The 15,535-nt window shown below is 63.3% G+C and carries 15 protein-coding genes and 1 tRNA gene; 3 read left to right on the top strand and 13 right to left on the bottom strand.

What is annotated here, in order from left to right; translation table 11 throughout:
- The first annotated feature begins 134 nt into the window (after positions 1-134).
- Both AC0L2F_RS16450 and AC0L2F_RS16445 read left to right on the top strand, forming a co-directional pair.
- Positions 135-854 (top strand): PEPxxWA-CTERM sorting domain-containing protein, encoded by a 720-nt coding sequence (locus tag AC0L2F_RS16450; protein ID WP_473249049.1) that lies wholly within the window; start codon positions 135-137, stop codon positions 852-854.
- A gap of 268 nt (positions 855-1,122) precedes the next feature.
- Positions 1,123-1,773 (top strand): hypothetical protein, encoded by a 651-nt coding sequence (locus AC0L2F_RS16445; protein WP_473249048.1) that lies wholly within the window; start codon positions 1,123-1,125, stop codon positions 1,771-1,773.
- Between the two features lie 137 nt (positions 1,774-1,910).
- On the opposite strand, the gene AC0L2F_RS16440 is transcribed toward AC0L2F_RS16445, so the two are convergent.
- The 13 genes from AC0L2F_RS16440 to AC0L2F_RS16380 all read right to left on the bottom strand — a co-directional run bounded on the left by AC0L2F_RS16440 (position 1,911) and on the right by AC0L2F_RS16380 (position 11,607).
- Positions 1,911-2,492, bottom strand: coding sequence for a histidine phosphatase family protein (locus tag AC0L2F_RS16440; protein ID WP_473249047.1), 582 nt, complete (start codon positions 2,490-2,492; stop codon positions 1,911-1,913).
- Positions 2,493-2,629: 137 nt separating this feature from the next.
- The gene (locus AC0L2F_RS16435) at positions 2,630-4,579 is read right to left on the bottom strand and encodes a phage terminase large subunit family protein (RefSeq protein WP_473249046.1); all 1,950 of its coding nucleotides are present in this window, start codon (positions 4,577-4,579) and stop codon (positions 2,630-2,632) included.
- The gene (locus AC0L2F_RS16430; RefSeq protein ID WP_473249045.1) at positions 4,539-5,003 is read right to left on the bottom strand and encodes a hypothetical protein; all 465 of its coding nucleotides are present in this window, start codon (positions 5,001-5,003) and stop codon (positions 4,539-4,541) included. Before AC0L2F_RS16430 ends, AC0L2F_RS16435 begins: the two co-directional genes overlap by 41 nt.
- A 161-nt stretch (positions 5,004-5,164) precedes the next feature.
- Positions 5,165-6,310, bottom strand: a complete 1,146-nt coding sequence (locus AC0L2F_RS16425) for a hypothetical protein (RefSeq protein ID WP_473249044.1) — start codon at positions 6,308-6,310, stop codon at positions 5,165-5,167.
- A gap of 29 nt (positions 6,311-6,339) precedes the next feature.
- The gene (locus tag AC0L2F_RS16420) at positions 6,340-6,732 is read right to left on the bottom strand and encodes a hypothetical protein (protein WP_473249043.1); all 393 of its coding nucleotides are present in this window, start codon (positions 6,730-6,732) and stop codon (positions 6,340-6,342) included.
- The gene (locus AC0L2F_RS16415) at positions 6,729-7,142 is read right to left on the bottom strand and encodes a hypothetical protein (protein WP_473249042.1); all 414 of its coding nucleotides are present in this window, start codon (positions 7,140-7,142) and stop codon (positions 6,729-6,731) included. Before AC0L2F_RS16415 ends, AC0L2F_RS16420 begins: the two co-directional genes overlap by 4 nt.
- Complete coding sequence (locus tag AC0L2F_RS16410) at positions 7,139-7,597, bottom strand: hypothetical protein (RefSeq protein WP_473249041.1); 459 nt, start codon at positions 7,595-7,597, stop codon at positions 7,139-7,141. The genes AC0L2F_RS16415 and AC0L2F_RS16410 overlap by 4 nt, the downstream gene beginning before the upstream one ends.
- Entirely contained in the window at positions 7,594-8,454 is an 861-nt protein-coding gene (locus AC0L2F_RS16405) for a hypothetical protein (RefSeq protein WP_473249040.1), read from the bottom strand. Before AC0L2F_RS16405 ends, AC0L2F_RS16410 begins: the two co-directional genes overlap by 4 nt.
- A 111-nt stretch (positions 8,455-8,565) precedes the next feature.
- Positions 8,566-8,829, bottom strand: coding sequence for a helix-turn-helix domain-containing protein (locus AC0L2F_RS16400; RefSeq protein ID WP_473249039.1), 264 nt, complete (start codon positions 8,827-8,829; stop codon positions 8,566-8,568).
- A gap of 111 nt (positions 8,830-8,940) precedes the next feature.
- Positions 8,941-9,477: a hypothetical protein gene (locus tag AC0L2F_RS16395; RefSeq protein ID WP_473249038.1), complete on the bottom strand. Its 537-nt coding sequence runs from the start codon at positions 9,475-9,477 to the stop codon at positions 8,941-8,943.
- A 3-nt stretch (positions 9,478-9,480) separates the two neighbouring features.
- On the bottom strand, positions 9,481-10,818 hold the full coding sequence (locus tag AC0L2F_RS16390) for a tyrosine-type recombinase/integrase (RefSeq protein WP_473249037.1): 1,338 nt from the start codon (positions 10,816-10,818) through the stop codon (positions 9,481-9,483).
- Positions 10,819-11,006: 188 nt separating this feature from the next.
- Positions 11,007-11,093: transfer RNA gene (locus AC0L2F_RS16385), tRNA-Ser, on the bottom strand.
- 187 nt (positions 11,094-11,280) lie between these two features.
- The gene (locus AC0L2F_RS16380; RefSeq protein WP_035969507.1) at positions 11,281-11,607 is read right to left on the bottom strand and encodes a hypothetical protein; all 327 of its coding nucleotides are present in this window, start codon (positions 11,605-11,607) and stop codon (positions 11,281-11,283) included.
- 516 nt (positions 11,608-12,123) lie between these two features.
- On the opposite strand from AC0L2F_RS16380, the gene AC0L2F_RS16375 reads away from it, so the two are divergent.
- Complete coding sequence (locus AC0L2F_RS16375; RefSeq protein ID WP_473249036.1) at positions 12,124-15,534, top strand: autotransporter outer membrane beta-barrel domain-containing protein; 3,411 nt, start codon at positions 12,124-12,126, stop codon at positions 15,532-15,534.
- Position 15,535: the final 1 nt, after the last annotated feature.

Raw genomic sequence — 15,535 nt, 5'->3', positions numbered from 1 at the left:
AGCGAGCATATTAGCGCCGGAGATTGAGTTGAACCATCGCTCCTTCATATTAGGCGTCGCTGCCAAATAGAACTAATGTCACATTGACGCAACCACGGCGGGAGCATGAAATTGCATTCTTTGGGAGATCGGACATGCGATCGGTTATTATCTTAGCAGCGCTTTTTCTTGCGCTTTGCCTTTCAGGGGCGCGCGCCAGCGTCCTCAAAATTGCCTACTTGGTCAATGTGACAAGCGCCGTCTACAGTGATGGCCAAAACAGCGAAGCTTCGACATTCTTGGGGCCGACGACGATCACGACCTCGTTCGAAACGTCAACCGGCATTTATCAGGCCAAATCGGACGGCTTTAAACTTTCGGAGCCTGACTTCGACCCGTTCAACCCCTCCTCGTATTCGCCAATATACGCGACTTTTTCGGGCTCGAAAATTCCGTCATTAGACACATACGACATCGCCAATCTCGGTCGAGCGGAGATGTCCCTGAGCCGGACTGGAGTGACACAAACGTTTCATGTCCTCCAAGAATGGTACCACATGGCAGCGTTCTTCACTGCCGACCTAGACCTTCAGTACACGTTTGGTCAAACCGGCTCGGGTACTCTCGATTTCACCGATCGGCCCCCTTGGGATAGGACTAATCCCACACCGACCTTCTTGCGGTTCACAATCTTAAGCGCAAGCGAAATTCCTGACTCGTTTTTCCCCGCTGCGGTTCCTGAGCCGTCGACCTGGGCGATGCTGTTGATCGGATTCGCCTCACTAGGAATTGTGGCTCGACGCAGGCTTCTCAAATCGGAGGCGAAGACGTTGGAGTATGCCCTTTGCCGCCCCACCTGCGCAAGACCACTTTAAAAGGCTGCTCGCCCGCAGGTCGGACGGCGTCTTGCGCCAGCCGCTCAATTTTATCGATCGATCGTCTGGACGGTCACATTTATCCGGTTTGGAGGACTTCGGCGTCCGTCTCGGCTGAGCTTGGCGGGAGACGGATGGAGCAGGCCACCAACCGAGAGACCGTGCTCCGCGATCTGCTCTCCGGCCGGTACGCCTAGAGGTGAGCTAAGTGGGTAACCGGTGGGGCATAGAGCTGAACGGCCATGAAGCGGATCAGAAGGCTTGGCTCATGCTGCTGAAGCCGCCTTTCGATCCGTTCGTCGACGAACTTAAGGATGAGCGCGGCGACTATCTGGCCCTGCGATCATCAGCGTTCGATGGGATGACGACTGCGAAAGAGGTCCATCGGGCGGCCAAGCAGTTGTTCAATACGCTAAACGTGGTGATGTCGAAGAACGCGGACGCCGATCCCGTAACCAACGGTGCGGTGATCGAGTTTGTCCCCGGCGCCCAGCCCCGCAGAAATCATTACTTAGAAGTGGAAGGCATCGCGATGGGCTTGCGTGGCGGAATTGCCGAGCTAACGGCGAAAGACGCGCAGGGCAATGTGATTGAGCCACCTGCACCATCCAGAGCGCAGCTTTGGATGCGCGCGGCGGCTTTGGAGCCCGAAATTGGCAGCGCCCTGCGCTACCTGCAGGATAAGCCTAGCTGGTTCGAGTTGTACAAGGCATATGAGGCTCTCAAGAATATGCCGAACGGCGGCATATCTGACAGTGAGATCACGCGCTTTAAACAGACCGCAAATGCCGGGCAGCGGCATCACCCCAATGAAAAGATCAAGCCGCACAGGCGCCCCATGGAGTTATGGGAAGCACGCTCACTTCTAACTCAATGGGTTTCGGCTGCGATTGAATACATCTTAGGGAAGAACCCCTGAATCACCACGCGGATTGGATGGGTCCGCTTATGATCCATCTCGGACCTCCCGACCGGCGCAGGAGATGTCCGCTCCCGGTGCTCAACCGGACGTAAGCAGGCGGGTTGCCGAAAGGCCGCTGACTTTGGACCGAGGGCTTAGGACGCGTCTTCCATGCGCCGCCACGAATGCAGCACCTCGCGGCTGGACTTGATCATTGTGAAGTAGTGACCACCCCCGGGTGGCTGATCGTGCGCCCGATTGATCTCGACGTTGGCGTAATGGCAATAGAGAAGCGTGCCGACTGCCCCATGACCAGCAAAAAGTACGTGGCCTTCGTGACTTCGGCCGAGCACGGCCTCGGCTTCGCGCACGATACGGTTTTGGGCGTCTATAGCACGCTCCCATCCACGAATGCTCGTGTCTGGACGAGCAAAGAATTCGTCGGCGACGGATTCGAATTCTTCGGCCGCAAGGAAGCCAGTGGACGAACGATCATTCTCGTGCATCGCCTCGCGGACTTCGACCTGTACACCGAGAGCGCCCGCAATCGGTTCCGCTGTTTGCAATGCCTTCTTCTCAGCACTTGCTACGACCTGCGTTGTTCCGTGCAGCCAACCAGAAGCGACTATTGCCAATACACGCCCAAGACCAATGGCATTCAACCCCCACGACGGTACGGGCACTGCGGGATCGACTTGCACCTGCGGATGAGTCAAGTAACGAACAAGCGTTGACATGAGGATAGAATGAATGATGGCCTGAACGACTGCAAGTTGCTCTTAGCCGAAGAAGCCTTAGGCTATTGTGAAGTCTGCTATCTCCGTTCGACCGGACCAGGCACCAGCGCGCGCGGGTCCAAGATGGGCATCGGTTATCATCCCAGGAACGAGCTGCGCACGATCATCCGGCCCCGCCGCATACCGGTTCGATATTGGAGCGGCGACGGCGCGGGAGGCACGTTCTCCGCAACCTTGGTGAATTCGGCCATCGTGGTCATTGGCGGCGGCGGCTTCGGCGCTGGAGGCTTCGGAGACGGCACTATGTCGAGCCGATACGGCAATGCGGTGCGCGCGGCCAAGGCATACACCATCGTGTCGAGAGCTTCGTTGCGCCTGCCGCCCGGCAGCATCCAGACGCGATAGGGACGGCCCTCGGCGTAGCGCGTCTGCACTTGCTCCGCTGTTAGTTGCCGAAAAAAATCCTCGTTGAACATGCCGCCGACCGGAAAGTGCATGTAGCCCGGACCGGCCTCGCCGAAGCGGAGCCGCGCATAGACCGTGTCTTTGCACGTGTCGACGCCAACCCAAAAGACGCGGTGCCCATGTTTGGTCTTACTCGCGCGACCCGACCAGATCGGCTTCGGACCGGCGGTGCCACGGATCGCCACGACGCCCTTGCGGCGACGGCAATAGGAATACACGGCGTGCGCATGGTGGCCGCCGCTGTCGATCGCGGCCAACCTGACCCGCATCTCGCGGCCATCCTCGCGGCAATACGCTTCCCGCAGAACGGCGTCGAGTTGATCCCAAACATGCTGTTGCGCCGGGTCGCCGGGAAGCACCGCATAGCGCACGGCCCAGGCTTCCTCGTACGGTCCCCAGCCGACGATTTGCACTTCGAGCCGGTCGCCTTGCGTGTCGACGCCGGCTGTGAGGAAGCGCACGGCCTCTGGGATCGATTGCGGGCCATAGTTCTCGCCGCGCGTCATCAGCGATGTTGCTTCGATCATTTCGCGCTCCTCCTCGAATGGTTCGCCCAGGACGGTGTTCGTCCAGACCTGCAACAGCGCGGCGTCCTTCCGCGCTGCGAGGAATTCCGTCACCACCTCCGACAGCGCCACCCACGGTGACATCAGTGCGCTGATGTGGAAGCCCGCGACGCCCGGTGCGCCGTCCGCGTTCGTTGCCTGCCAATCACCGCGCGCGACCGCATCGTGACGATCGGCGTCGTTCCAGATCGATCCGCAGTGCTCACAAACGTAGTGCGCGGTATGCGCCAGGTGCTTCCCGGACGGCGATTTGTCCCATCGCACGTTCGACCATGCCAAGACCTGCGCATGCTCGCAGTCGGGGCACGGCACAAAGAACTTGCGTTGGTCGGACGCCAACCACTCGCGCCAAACGACAGACGCGCCTTTCAGCGTCGGCGTGCTGCCGATTAGCGTCCGCCTGTTCCAGAATGTCGATTGCCGCTTGGCCGCGAGCGACAGAGGATCGCCCTCGCTGCCGGCGGAGACGGGATATCTGTCGACTTCGTCGGCGAGCACGATCCGAACGGGGCGCGAGGCGAGACCAGCAGGCGCGTTGGCGCCGACAACAGCCAAGCGGCCGCCCTGGAACTGCTTCATGCGCAGCGTGTTCGAGCTATCCCGCGATGACGGCGCCGAAACCTTCTCAATCAACGCTGGCGTGTCGCGAAGCATGGGGCTGAAGCGATCTTTGGACCACATCTCGCCGGCCTCGACGTTCGGCATCACGACAAGCATCGAGCACGGGTCTTCCGCAATGAAAAATCCGCAGATGTTGTTCAATGCCTCGGTAAATCCGACTTGTGCAGACTTCGCGACCACGACGCGGCTGATCGAGGCGTCCGTCATCGCGTCCATGGGGCCGCGCAAGTATTCGGCGCGTCCGGTGTCCCAAAGACCAGGCTCCGCGCTCGCCTCCGGCGACAGCATGCGGTTAGCATCTGCCCATGCCGACACGGTCAACACCGGCGGCGGCGCGAACGCGGCCAACGTCCGACCGGAGACACAGTCTAACGTGTTAGACTGTGACGGCACGTTAGATCGTGGGCGTGACGCTGATCTCGGTGAGGGCTGCATGAATTTCCTTTTGGAGCATTGCCTGCGCCTCAGCGGGCGTCCTTGCCGCGACGATCCTCGCCGCGAGCTTGGTCGGGATCGCCAGCACGCGGGAGCGAACCACTCCGGCCACCTTTACCCAGGCCGCCGCGACATCGGCGGCCGGGACAAGCTCGCCGGCAATCGTCTTGGCCTCGATCTCGGCGCGGTCGGCCTTCAATCGAGCTAAGCGGCTCCGCTCCGCTGTCAGGTTCGCCGCGTTCTCATCGCCCGCTGTCGCCGACGCCACCTTGTATTTGATGAACGCCTGCACGGCATGCGATGGATCGAAAGTGCCACGGCCGTCGCGCGGCAGAATGCCATCGCTCGCCAAATTGCTAACGGTGCCCCGAGCAATGCCGAGCAGGCGGGCCAGTTCGGCAGCGGTGACGGGTTCAGTTTTCATGGTGTGATTTCAACGTTGTGGCTAGGGGCATGCCCAGGTGGCGCGTTCCCCGAGTTCCTTTTTGGCGCTGGGGGGACCCAAACGAGCCGCTGGGGCCTCCCGCCGCAGCCAGTGCCCTTGCCCGACCTTCGACCGTCGCCTCACACACGGCCCGCGCTGCGTCATCGCGGGGCCCTCTCGCTGGCATCGGCCGGAGGTTGGATCTGCAATATCCGAGCAGCATGCTCCAGCGCCGCCGCAGCCATGCCGACCGGCCCGACAACGGCGGGTGCGCCCGCGACCAACTCGATGCCGAGCACGGCGAGCGGGTCGCTGTCGGTCCTGAATTCGACCAGCGCGCCATCGGCCTGCATCTTGCGGATCAAGGTGCATTCCGCGCGCTCTATCGCCAGTGTGTCCGCCGCTATCTGTGCGGCGATCTCTTCCCTTTGTTGAAGCGACAGCGCGGACTTGTCGTCGCTCACGCCGTCGATCTCCTGCTCCAGCCGCGCGATCAAGGCGTCCTTAAACAGCCATGTGATCAGTGCCTGTGTGTCGACGATCTCGCCCGTAGCATTGCCGACGAGCATGTCGCCGCTCCGCCCGACGACGCCGGACAGCGGTAGCCTTTGCAAGGTGAGCGGCCAACCAAGATCAGGGCGGTCAGCCTCGACGAGTGCGGAAAGGTCCGGCGCGCCACGATCGGCGATGGCGCCGATCATTGCCCTCATCTTTGCCTTGGAATACCCGGCCGGAAACGGCGCGCTCTCGGTGCGATGCGCATCAGCGTCCAGTTCGCGGAGCCGATGGCGCAGTCGGTCGAGGGCGGTCGCTGCGGTCTCGCCCTTCTTCAGAACTGCTGTCGCGACGTCGATCTCTGGCGCTTCGGTGATCATAGTGCCGCCCGGACGGCCCGCCCGAAGCCAAGCCTCAAGGCTCTGCACAAGTGCGGCGCGATTGCGAGCGACAGCTCGACGGACTTCGAGCAGCTCGGCCAGCCTGCGCATCTCGGCATCGCCGGCGGCGATCTTGCGCTGAACGTCGATGACTTGGACGTCGTCGTCGGACAGGCCCGGCCCCCCTTGGCCGCGCGGTCGCCTCAAGTCTGTAAGCCGCGCAGTCAGCCGGTGTTTGTCGCCGCGAAGGTCGTCGAGCTGATCTTGCAGCGGATGAGCCACGTGGCGGGCATCTTCCGCCTGTTGCCGCAGCGACAGCAGCAACGGTCGGCGCGATGGCGGCAACAGCTCGACGACGTCGACCGGCGGCGGAAGGCCGGGCATGAAACCTGCAACGACATTGCTCGCGTTTGGTACTCTCTCAAATGGCATGGCCTATCTCCTCTCGGTCGTTGTCGCCATCACCGTAACGGGCGCCGTTGGCAAGGGATGCGCCCGACTATTCTTTTTTTCGCAGCGTCGATCGCGGCGCGGATTGATCGCGCGGCCGGCACCACGTCGCTCGCCTTCAAGCAGTGCCAAAATAGCTCGGCGGCTTTGCCCACCACTTCCGCCGGCATGCGCTCTTCGCTTCGGTGCCGACGCCATGCGCCTTCGCGATAGCGCGCAAGTTGCCTATGGAGCGCCTGAGCCGCCGCGTTGGATGACATGCCGGCGCAGAACAGCGCCGCTGCCTCAACCAGCATCGCATTGCGGATGTAGATCGCCGCCCGCGTGTCTGGCGTGCGCTTCCCAGGCCCGCGATGGCCGATCGGCTCGGCGGTGTCGAGTTCGTCGGCGAGCAGCGGCTTCACGGTGCTGCCCTGATCGGATCGATGAATTTGCCATCGGGCAGCGCTTCACGCAGTACGCGCGCAGCGCTGTCGTCGATCGTGGGTTCGTCGGCGAACTGCCAGCAAGAGGCACACATGCCGGCGACCGCCACCGTTGATGGCGCCGCGCCCGACCATCCGAACAAAAACGCGCCTGCATAAGGGTTGGAGCCACGGCAGACGAAACAGTCCGCCGAACACGTCCGGCATCTTGTGGCCGCCCTGTGAAATACGTCCGCAAGCGGGTGCAGGTTGACGTCGTGCGCATCTAACAGCGCCGTGGTGATCGTCTTTTTGCCTCGTCCAAATCTTTCGACCTTTGCGCGGCGGGCACGACGCTGCGCGCGGTTGCCACGCTCGACGTGCTGCTCAGTTTCCCGCAAGGCCGTCATGAAACGTCACCATGCCACGGCATCGCCGGCCATGTGCTTCGCCGAATGCCTTCAGGCAGACGAGCCGTCGGCCCGGCATCAACGGTTGCTTCTACCGCAACCGCCACACGAGGACGCCGCGCCGGCCCCTGCGCCGCCTTGGCCGTCCGAGCCGTGGCGATGCGGCTCGTGGCTTCAGTCTGATCAGAAATGGAGCGCCAACCGTCGGCCAAAGCGAACGTCCTGGCCGCAGTCCCAACGCCTGAGACCTTGATGAAGCCCGCCGCCGTCAGATCGACGATGCCGGTGCTCAAAGCGGTGCTCGACAACCCGGCCGCGAGGAAAAACTCCGTCTCCAACTGCACACTCGCGGCAGGACTGTCGAACTCCTCCAGGAGCACACGAAGCACTGACCTCGCGGACGCGCCCAGTGGCAAAAAGGCAGCCGATCGCGCCATTTCGAGCGACGGTTTCATGGGGCTCCCCCTATGTCGACACGGACCCAAAAAGCGCGGGACGCAACGCGGAGGGAAACAGCCTCCACGTTACCGGCCTTGGCTCGCGGCAAGAGTGTTTGGCTTTGCGTTGACGGAGCCTGCGGGCCGTCCGGTGCATCCCTTGAAACCGTGGCTGCGGCGGCGGTGACGTGAGACCGAAACTGCGCGCCGCTATTAAGAATAGGCTCGCGCGGGGTTTTAGTCTCACGCGTTACGCTTCGGCTTTTTGAAATTCGGCGCGGGGTTTTAGTCTCACCTTTCGCAGCTTCGGCGGCCCTTTTGTGCCGGAAAAAGGTGGCACGGCTGACCCCGGCGAGCACCCACGGCGCCGTCTCAGATCGCGGCGGCCGGCCGGGCAGCCTGCCCCTGCTTTTGCGAGCGCGTCGGGCTCGGTCCCTCTCGCGCTTGTGTTCCTTCGCCGCTGCCGCCGCCTCCTCCGGCGATTGATCAAAAGCTGCAATCGTGGTGATGTGCCACGCGGCGCGCTCGGCAGCCGTCAACCGGAACTCAATGCCGAGCCGCCGGGCTCGCCACATGATCGGTTTGGCTCGCTCGGCGACGTCTCGCGCGGTCCCGTCCGTCATCCACTCGCACCAACAACGCAGAGCGCGAACAATGTTTGAGATCGTCTCGCCTGAGGCGGCTAAGTGCTGCGCATAAATCGCAACATCCGCGCGGACCGCGTCGTCATCGGGCAACGACGTGCCGCGATTACGCCTCTCCAAAACGATGCGAATGTCTTTTAGGCGGGCCTCGAAAAACCCGACTGCATGCCGCCTCTCGCGCCCGCGTTGCGCAAGCTTGCGCACCCGTTGTCCCTGTTTTATGTAATTCATATCGCCTCCGGCTGATCCCGTGGCGAGAGGAAGGCGGCCCGCCCCGGCTGCCCCTCGTATTTCAGAATGGACCGCTGCCAGTCGCACAACGACGGGCGGCGGTTTCGTTTTTTAAGATTGAGGCGTCATCAACCGTTGCGCCTCAGTAACCGGGATGATGCGGTTCTTGCCGATCAAAACCGTTTTGATAGTTCCTTCGGCCACGTACCGAGCAACGGTCGTACGCGAGACGCCGACGGCAACGGCAAGCTCCGCAATCCGATAACCAAGTCGGCTGACCTGCGGCTGCGGACGCGGCTTGTTGGGCGAGCCCTTCGGGCGGCCCCGACCTCGCTTCAGTCCAGTGATGGCCGGAGTTCCGGATAACGTGATCATGCCAACCTCCTCTCGAACGGTTGACAGAACAAGAAACACAGAAAAACGAGCCAGTGACGTTGTGGATTAGAATGCGATTTTCAGCGATCAATCCACCATGTCGGAGGCGATCTAGCGGTTAAACGCATACCGGTCTATGACGTTGCGCAAGGTCTCCGGCGCCGGCGTCTGATCGCCCATGATCGGCGAGAGCACGGCCTCGAGATAGCGCAATGTAGGACCGGACGGCATGTTACAGCGGTCCCGCGAAACCTTCGCTTGCTGCCCAAGCCGATCAGTCCAGATGTTGAGCACAAAGGCGTATAACATCTCGCGTTGCGGGTTGGCGCGGCCCGTATGTCGCTTGCTGTAGTCGCGTAGCTCCTCAATCATTGTCGACACGTGCGCTTCAAGGTCAGCCGCGTTGCTCCGCAGGCTCGACATGCCCTTGAGATCGCGCAGCCCCTTCAAGCCGCGTAGCGCATCGCTCAACCGTTTGAGATCGGCGCGTGTGTCGGGTCTTGGCCGCTCTGCACTTTCGAGATACCAACCAGCCGCCAGCTCGATTTCTCGCCGGAGCGCCTCAGCCGCAGCAGCATCTGTCGCGATGTCGCCGAGTTCGTTGAGAATCGCCTGCCAGTCGGCCTGACTGTATTTGAAACCGGCCACCGCTCAGGCCTCCGGCCTCAACTGCACAACGTTACCGGCAACCGTGCCCGCGATGTAGTCGGCCCACCCCACCATCACGCGCCGCCGCCAGTCCTGGAATTTCGTTCGGCGATATGCGGCGATCGTTTCGTCGGCCACAACGTGCGCGAGACAGCTTTCAATCACCGGTTCGGGCGCTGCACCCGTTTCGCTCGCCCAATCGTGGAAGCTCGATCGTGCGGTGCCATGCGGTGTTGCCGCGCGTCCGGAGGTGGGATCGATCCAGCGCGGCTCCTTCGTCTCGGCGTTCATGCGATCGATGACAGCGGCCATCGCAGCATTCGAGATCGGCCCCCCCGCGACACTGGGACGGCGGCCCTTGCCCTTGCCCATCAGCGAAGGGAAGATGAATTCGCTGTTCCCGACCTTCTCCATCCGGTCGAGCACGGCGAGCGCCGCGTCGGACAACGGAACAATGTGCTCCGCTTCGCCCTTCATCAGATCGGCCGGGATCGACCAAGTTTTGCTCGCGCGGTTGATTTCCCGCCAGCGCGCCATCTGCACGTTGCCAGGGCGGCTCGCGGTCAGGATGCAATATTCGAGCGCGGCAGCGGCAATGCTGTCCTGATGCTTCCGCAATTCGGCAATGAAAGCACGGATCTCAGCATAGGGCAGTGCCGGGAAGTGCTGCACGCGCCGAACCTTCTGCTTCGCTGGCAGCATGTGCGCAAGCTGGCCTTTCCACCGCGCCGGGTTCTCGCCTGACGATCGCAGGCCGGCAACCTTTGCGGCGTCGAGGACAGCTTCAATCCGCCCTCTGATCCGGTTCGCCGTCTCTGGCTTTGCCGACCAGATCGGCTGCAACACTTTGAGCACCGCAGCGACATCGATAGCGTCGAGGGTCAGTTGTCGCAGCGATTTGCAATAATCGTGTTTGGCCGCCTCTCCCTTCGGATCGACACCGAGAAGCGTCATGCGCCATTGGTCGCGGTGCTTTGAATTCCGCCAACCGCTCTCCTTGCCCTTGATGTAGTCGCCGGCAAACGCGCCGAACGTCACCGAAGCCCGCTTCGTCTCGGCACGTTCCGCTTTGCGGTGCTCGATAGGATCGATGCTCTTCGCCAGAAACCGCCGAGCATCAATGGCCTTGTCCCTCGCATCAGCCAAGGTAACCACCGGCGGGGCGCCTAGCCCCATCTCCCGTGAGCGGCCATTGATTTTGTAACGCACGATCCACGATCGTCCGCCGTTTGCACCGACCACCAAGTACAAGCCATTGCCGTTGCCGTCCCCATGCCGACCAGGGCCCAGCCGTCCGATGCCGAGAGCCGTAAGCTTTCCGGTAGAAGCTTGCTTCGCCATTTCCCACCTCCAATCGGTGCCGGCGGCGTAGCGATGGGGCTTCCCCCACCCCTTCCCCCACCCAGCGTCGATATGTAGTGGAACTCAGAAAATTATCAACAATTCACGAAAACAAGGGCACGCTAGCATATCCAATCGGTTAGCGTAGATTTAGCTAGACCTACCAGCGACTTGAGGGGGCGAGGGAGCGGAAGGGGTGGGATTCGAACCCACGGTACCCTTGCGGGCACGCCGGTTTTCAAGACCGGTGCCTTAAACCACTCGGCCACCCTTCCAAACCCGGAATGGCTGTCGCTTAACGTAGTCGACGGCGCATGGCAACGCGAAGTTGGCGCCCACCCCATCTCGCAGGGCGTCGCTGATTGCGAGGCCCGGTTTGGATCGCCTCCGTCCCGGGGCTCGTTTGCTGTCCTCAAACGAAACGGGGGAGCGCCGCTGGAAACTCTTCGTAGCCTAGTCAGCTCAATAGCCGCCGCAGGACGCACACCCCATCTGCACCGGCGCGTAATACGAATACCCCGGCTGGACCATCTCGACGCGCTGGCGCGTGGCGTATTGCGGCGGGATGCGCTCGTACTGGACGCTCGGCGGCGCCACCATCACGGTCTGCGGCACCATCACGGTGCGGTACTGCGCCGGCGCGCGGTGCGCCACGACGGCGCCGGGCGACACCATCACGGTCTCGTCGACGGTGCGGTATTGCGGCTGCACGTATTGCTGCTGGTAGCAGGTCGTGCACGGCGGCGGCGTGTAGCAATTGTAGCAGCCGGCGGAAGCAGCGCTCGTCATGGAAATCGCAGCGACGACGGTCGAGAAAACGACAGCGAGAGTGCGAGACATTATTGTGGTGCCCCAATTGCCCGAAATGGATTTGCGAAGGTCGCATCAGTATACGCCGCCAAATTCTGAGCTGCCGAAGTTCGTCGGGGCATCCTTAATGCAAACAGCCGGCGTGCGCCGGCCGCTAAGGACTCGTTGACCATTCGGGCGCGCCTGTCGATCGGTCGAGCAATGGTCGGGGCTCGCCGACGACGATCATGGGCCGCCCTGGCGCATCCGCAACGCCCGATCAGATGTCTTCCGCTGCCGCTCGCGCCCGGCCGGTCTCGGTGCGGGTTGGCGTTGCCGCCGGATCACACTCGCCGGAAAATCCGCCAACAGCCCCGGGGTGTGACCGCATCTTGTGCATTTCTCGCGCGTTGATTGCATCGCGTCCTGCTGACGCCCGTAGCCGGATTTGCCATAATTCGTGGTTGGGAATCACTGCCAGTTACTTAAGCGAACCCGCCGGCAGGGGATGGAAGGATGCATCATCGACCAGTGTCACGGCGCCACCAGCGCGCCTTGAGCGGGAAGCTCGGCCTCGGCAACAGGCGCGCCCTGCTCGCCAGCACGGCCTTCACGGGCGCATTCATTGCCGTCATTGCCGGGCATCCCGGCAGCGCGCTCGCCGCCTGCGCCGTCACGGCGGGTCCCAACACAGTCACCTGCAACAGCACCGTCACGACCAACACCACGAATACCGACGCCGCAACGGCGTCGTCAGTCGACCGCTCGCAGGCATTCAGCGCGGGGCCCGTGAGCGCCACGATCAATCCGGGCCAGACGGTCAGCGGTTATGGACTTGCGATCAGCGCGAACGGTGCCGGCATCAACGTCGTCAACAACGGCGCCGTGACCACGACCCAGGCCGTGCACGCGCTCGACATCAGCACCAGCACCGGGAACATCGTTTATTCGGGCAACGGCAGCGCCAGCAATACGGCCGGCTCCGGCATCGGCCTCAACATGAACACCAACGGGGCCGGCACCATCACGATGGGGACGAGCGGAACTCCCGTCACGCCGAACTTCCAGGGATCGACGACCATGCAGCTCATCGCGGCCAGCTCGATCAACATGACCCTGAACGGAGGCTCGCTGACGACGCTGTCGTCCTTCGGCGATGGCGCCCTGATCAGCGGCGGGGACGTCTCCGTCGCACTGACCGGCAACGGCGCCATCGTCAACGCGAGCGGCGCTACCGCGGCCAGAGGTCTCGACGTCTTCGGCACCGGGACCATGACCGTGACGTCGAATGCGACCATCGGCGGCGCCAGCGCCGCCACGTCGTTCGGCACCGGCATCCTCGCGATAGCGACCGCCGGCAGCGGCGACGTCACAGTCAATCAGACCGGTGGCACGATCTTCGCGACAAACTTCGGCATCAACGCGAGCAGCGGCGCCACGGGATCGGGCTCCGTCATCGTCAACACGGCGTCCGGCAGCGCGATCACGCTCACCGATCCGGCGGCGAGCGGCATCGACGCCAGCACGAACGGCACCGGTGCCGTGACCGTGCACCAGGCTGGCGCGATCACGGGCGGCGCCCTCGGCATCAATGCCGTGATCTTCAACGCCGCCAATTCTCGCGACATCACCGTCACGAGCAGCGGCACGGTCGATGCTACATTCACAGGCATCAACGCCGTCACCGCGGGAGGCGGCAACATCAACATCACGACCTCAAGCACGATCAACGGCCCCTTCGGCGGCGGCATTGTCGCAAACGCGGTAGACGGCCGCATCACCGTGAACGTGAACGCCGGCACCGTCCGCGGCAGCGCCGCCGGCTTTCTCGCCCCAGGCATCGCGGCGACCGCATCCGGCAGCGGCGGCGCCACCATCAACATCGCGGCGGGCGCGACCGTCACCGGGTCTCAGTTCGAGGGCATCACGGTCAGCGGCACGAACAACGTGATCAACAATTTCGGCACCATCAGCGGATTCGGCGGTGTCCGTGCCACCGGCGCGACCACGATCGTCAATGCCGGCACGATCGCGAGTTTTTCCGAGGGGGTCCGGTTCGATAGCGCCGGCAGCACGTTGGAGATGCAGGGATCCAACGCCACTCTCACCGGCCAGGTCGTCGGCAGCGGCTCCGATACGATCCGTTTCTCCGGCACCGGCTCCAACACATTCGATGCGAGCCAGATCGACGCCGGCTGGGGGCTGATCGACAAGACAGGCTCCTCGAATTGGGCGCTGACCGGAACGTCGACGACAACCGCATTCGTGACGGTCAACGGCGGCACCTTGTCGGTCAACGGCGACATTAGCTCGACCGGCGGCGTCACGGTGAATGCCGGCGCCACGCTGGGCGGGATCGGCACGGTGTCGTCCACCATCATCAATGCCGGCGGCTCGCTTGCGCCCGGCAACTCGATCGGCACGCTCACGGTGAGCGGTAATCTGACCCTCGCCGGCGGCGGCAATTACGTGGTCGAGGTCTCGCCGGCCACGGCGGATCGCACCAACGTGACCGGCAACGCGACGCTCGCCGGCACGCTCCGCGCCATCGGCACCGGCGGGACCTACACGCCGGGCACGCACTACACCGTCATGAATGCAGCAGGCACGCTCAGCGGCAGCTTCGGCGCGCTGGCGATCTCGGGCAATTTCGGCGTTACGCGGCCGCATGTCGAATACGACGCCAACAACGTCTATCTCGTGCTTGATCAGGCGCTCGTCTCGCCCTTCCTGATCAACGGCACCCGCAACCAGGTCGCGACGGCGGGAGCGGTTGATGCCGCCTTCCTTGCGGGCAGCAGCGCTTTCTCCGCACTGATTGGATTGACGTCTCCGCAGCTTAACGCCGCGCTCGATCAACTTTCGGGCGAGGTGCACGCCTCGACGGTCGGCACGCTGGCGAATGACAGCCTGGCGATGCGCGGCGCGATCCTGGGGCGGCTGCGGCAGGCCTCGTATGGAGGCGACATCGACTCCATGGCCGCGCTGTCGTTCGGCGGATCGCAGACCGCGTTCGCCGCATACGCGATGGAGAGCGCACTCGCCTACGGCAAATCTCCGATCCTGACGAAGGCACCGGTGACGGCCAAGCGGCCGACCTCCGACACGGTGTTCTGGGGCCAGGGCTTCGGCGGCCGGGGCACGTTCAACAGCGATGGCAACGCGGCCAGCGTGCGGCGCGATCTTGCCGGCTTCATCACCGGCTTCGACACCCGCATCGGCGGTGCTGGTCGCCTCGGCATCGCGGCTGGCTATACCGGCAGCAAGAACACACTCGACGGCCGCGGCGCCTCGAATGTCGACACCGCCCACATCGCGGGCTATGGCGGATGGCGCTTCGGCAGCATCAACCTGCGCGGCGGCGGCGCCTATGCGTTCCATTCGATCGATACCGACCGGTTGGCGAACTTCATCGGCTTCGCCGATCGCCTGACCTCACGGACCGATGGCAACACCGGGCAGATCTTCGGCGAGATCGGCTACGGCGTCGCATTCGGCAAGCTGGCGCTGGAACCGTTCGCCGGCGCCGCATGGGTGCGTGTGCACACCGATGCCACCGCCGAACTCGGCGGCCCGGCGGCGCTGAACGTTGCGGCGCAGACCTTCGAAACCGGCTATGCGACGCTCGGCGGGCGCGCCGCGACCTTCGTGCCGCTGGCGCACGACATGACGCTGATCCCCCGCACGACCGTCGCCTGGCAGCATGCATTCAACAACGTGACCCCGGCTGCCGTGATGGCGTTCCAGGTCGCCCCGGCCCCGTTCACGATCGCGGGTGTGCCGGTTGCGCGCGACTCGCTGCTCGCGGAGGCGGGCTTCGATCTTGCGATCGGCCGACACATCACGGTCGGCCTCTCCTATGTCGGCCAGGTCGGCAACACGGTCACCGATCACGCCGCCAAGGGCAAATTCTCCTGGGCGTTCTGAT

This window comes from Bradyrhizobium sp. Ken64, from assembly GCF_055807555.1.
Note: the sequence above shows the minus strand (reverse complement) of the source record. Positions and strands in the feature narration are given on the sequence as shown.

Coding starts and splice junctions, on each gene's coding strand:
- AC0L2F_RS16440 (WP_473249047.1), bottom strand. CDS start 2,492: ATGTCAACGCTTGTTCGTTACTTGACTCATCCGCAGGTGCAAGTCGAT.
- AC0L2F_RS16435 (WP_473249046.1), bottom strand. CDS start 4,579: ATGCAGCCCTCACCGAGATCAGCGTCACGCCCACGATCTAACGTGCCG.
- AC0L2F_RS16430 (WP_473249045.1), bottom strand. CDS start 5,003: ATGAAAACTGAACCCGTCACCGCTGCCGAACTGGCCCGCCTGCTCGGC.
- AC0L2F_RS16415 (WP_473249042.1), bottom strand. CDS start 7,142: ATGACGGCCTTGCGGGAAACTGAGCAGCACGTCGAGCGTGGCAACCGC.
- AC0L2F_RS16410 (WP_473249041.1), bottom strand. CDS start 7,597: ATGAAACCGTCGCTCGAAATGGCGCGATCGGCTGCCTTTTTGCCACTG.
- AC0L2F_RS16445 (WP_473249048.1), top strand. CDS start 1,123: ATGCTGCTGAAGCCGCCTTTCGATCCGTTCGTCGACGAACTTAAGGAT.
- AC0L2F_RS16390 (WP_473249037.1), bottom strand. CDS start 10,818: ATGGCGAAGCAAGCTTCTACCGGAAAGCTTACGGCTCTCGGCATCGGA.
- AC0L2F_RS16375 (WP_473249036.1), top strand. CDS start 12,124: ATGCATCATCGACCAGTGTCACGGCGCCACCAGCGCGCCTTGAGCGGG.
- AC0L2F_RS16405 (WP_473249040.1), bottom strand. CDS start 8,454: ATGAATTACATAAAACAGGGACAACGGGTGCGCAAGCTTGCGCAACGC.
- AC0L2F_RS16450 (WP_473249049.1), top strand. CDS start 135: ATGCGATCGGTTATTATCTTAGCAGCGCTTTTTCTTGCGCTTTGCCTT.
- AC0L2F_RS16400 (WP_473249039.1), bottom strand. CDS start 8,829: ATGATCACGTTATCCGGAACTCCGGCCATCACTGGACTGAAGCGAGGT.
- AC0L2F_RS16380 (WP_035969507.1), bottom strand. CDS start 11,607: ATGACGAGCGCTGCTTCCGCCGGCTGCTACAATTGCTACACGCCGCCG.
- AC0L2F_RS16425 (WP_473249044.1), bottom strand. CDS start 6,310: ATGCCATTTGAGAGAGTACCAAACGCGAGCAATGTCGTTGCAGGTTTC.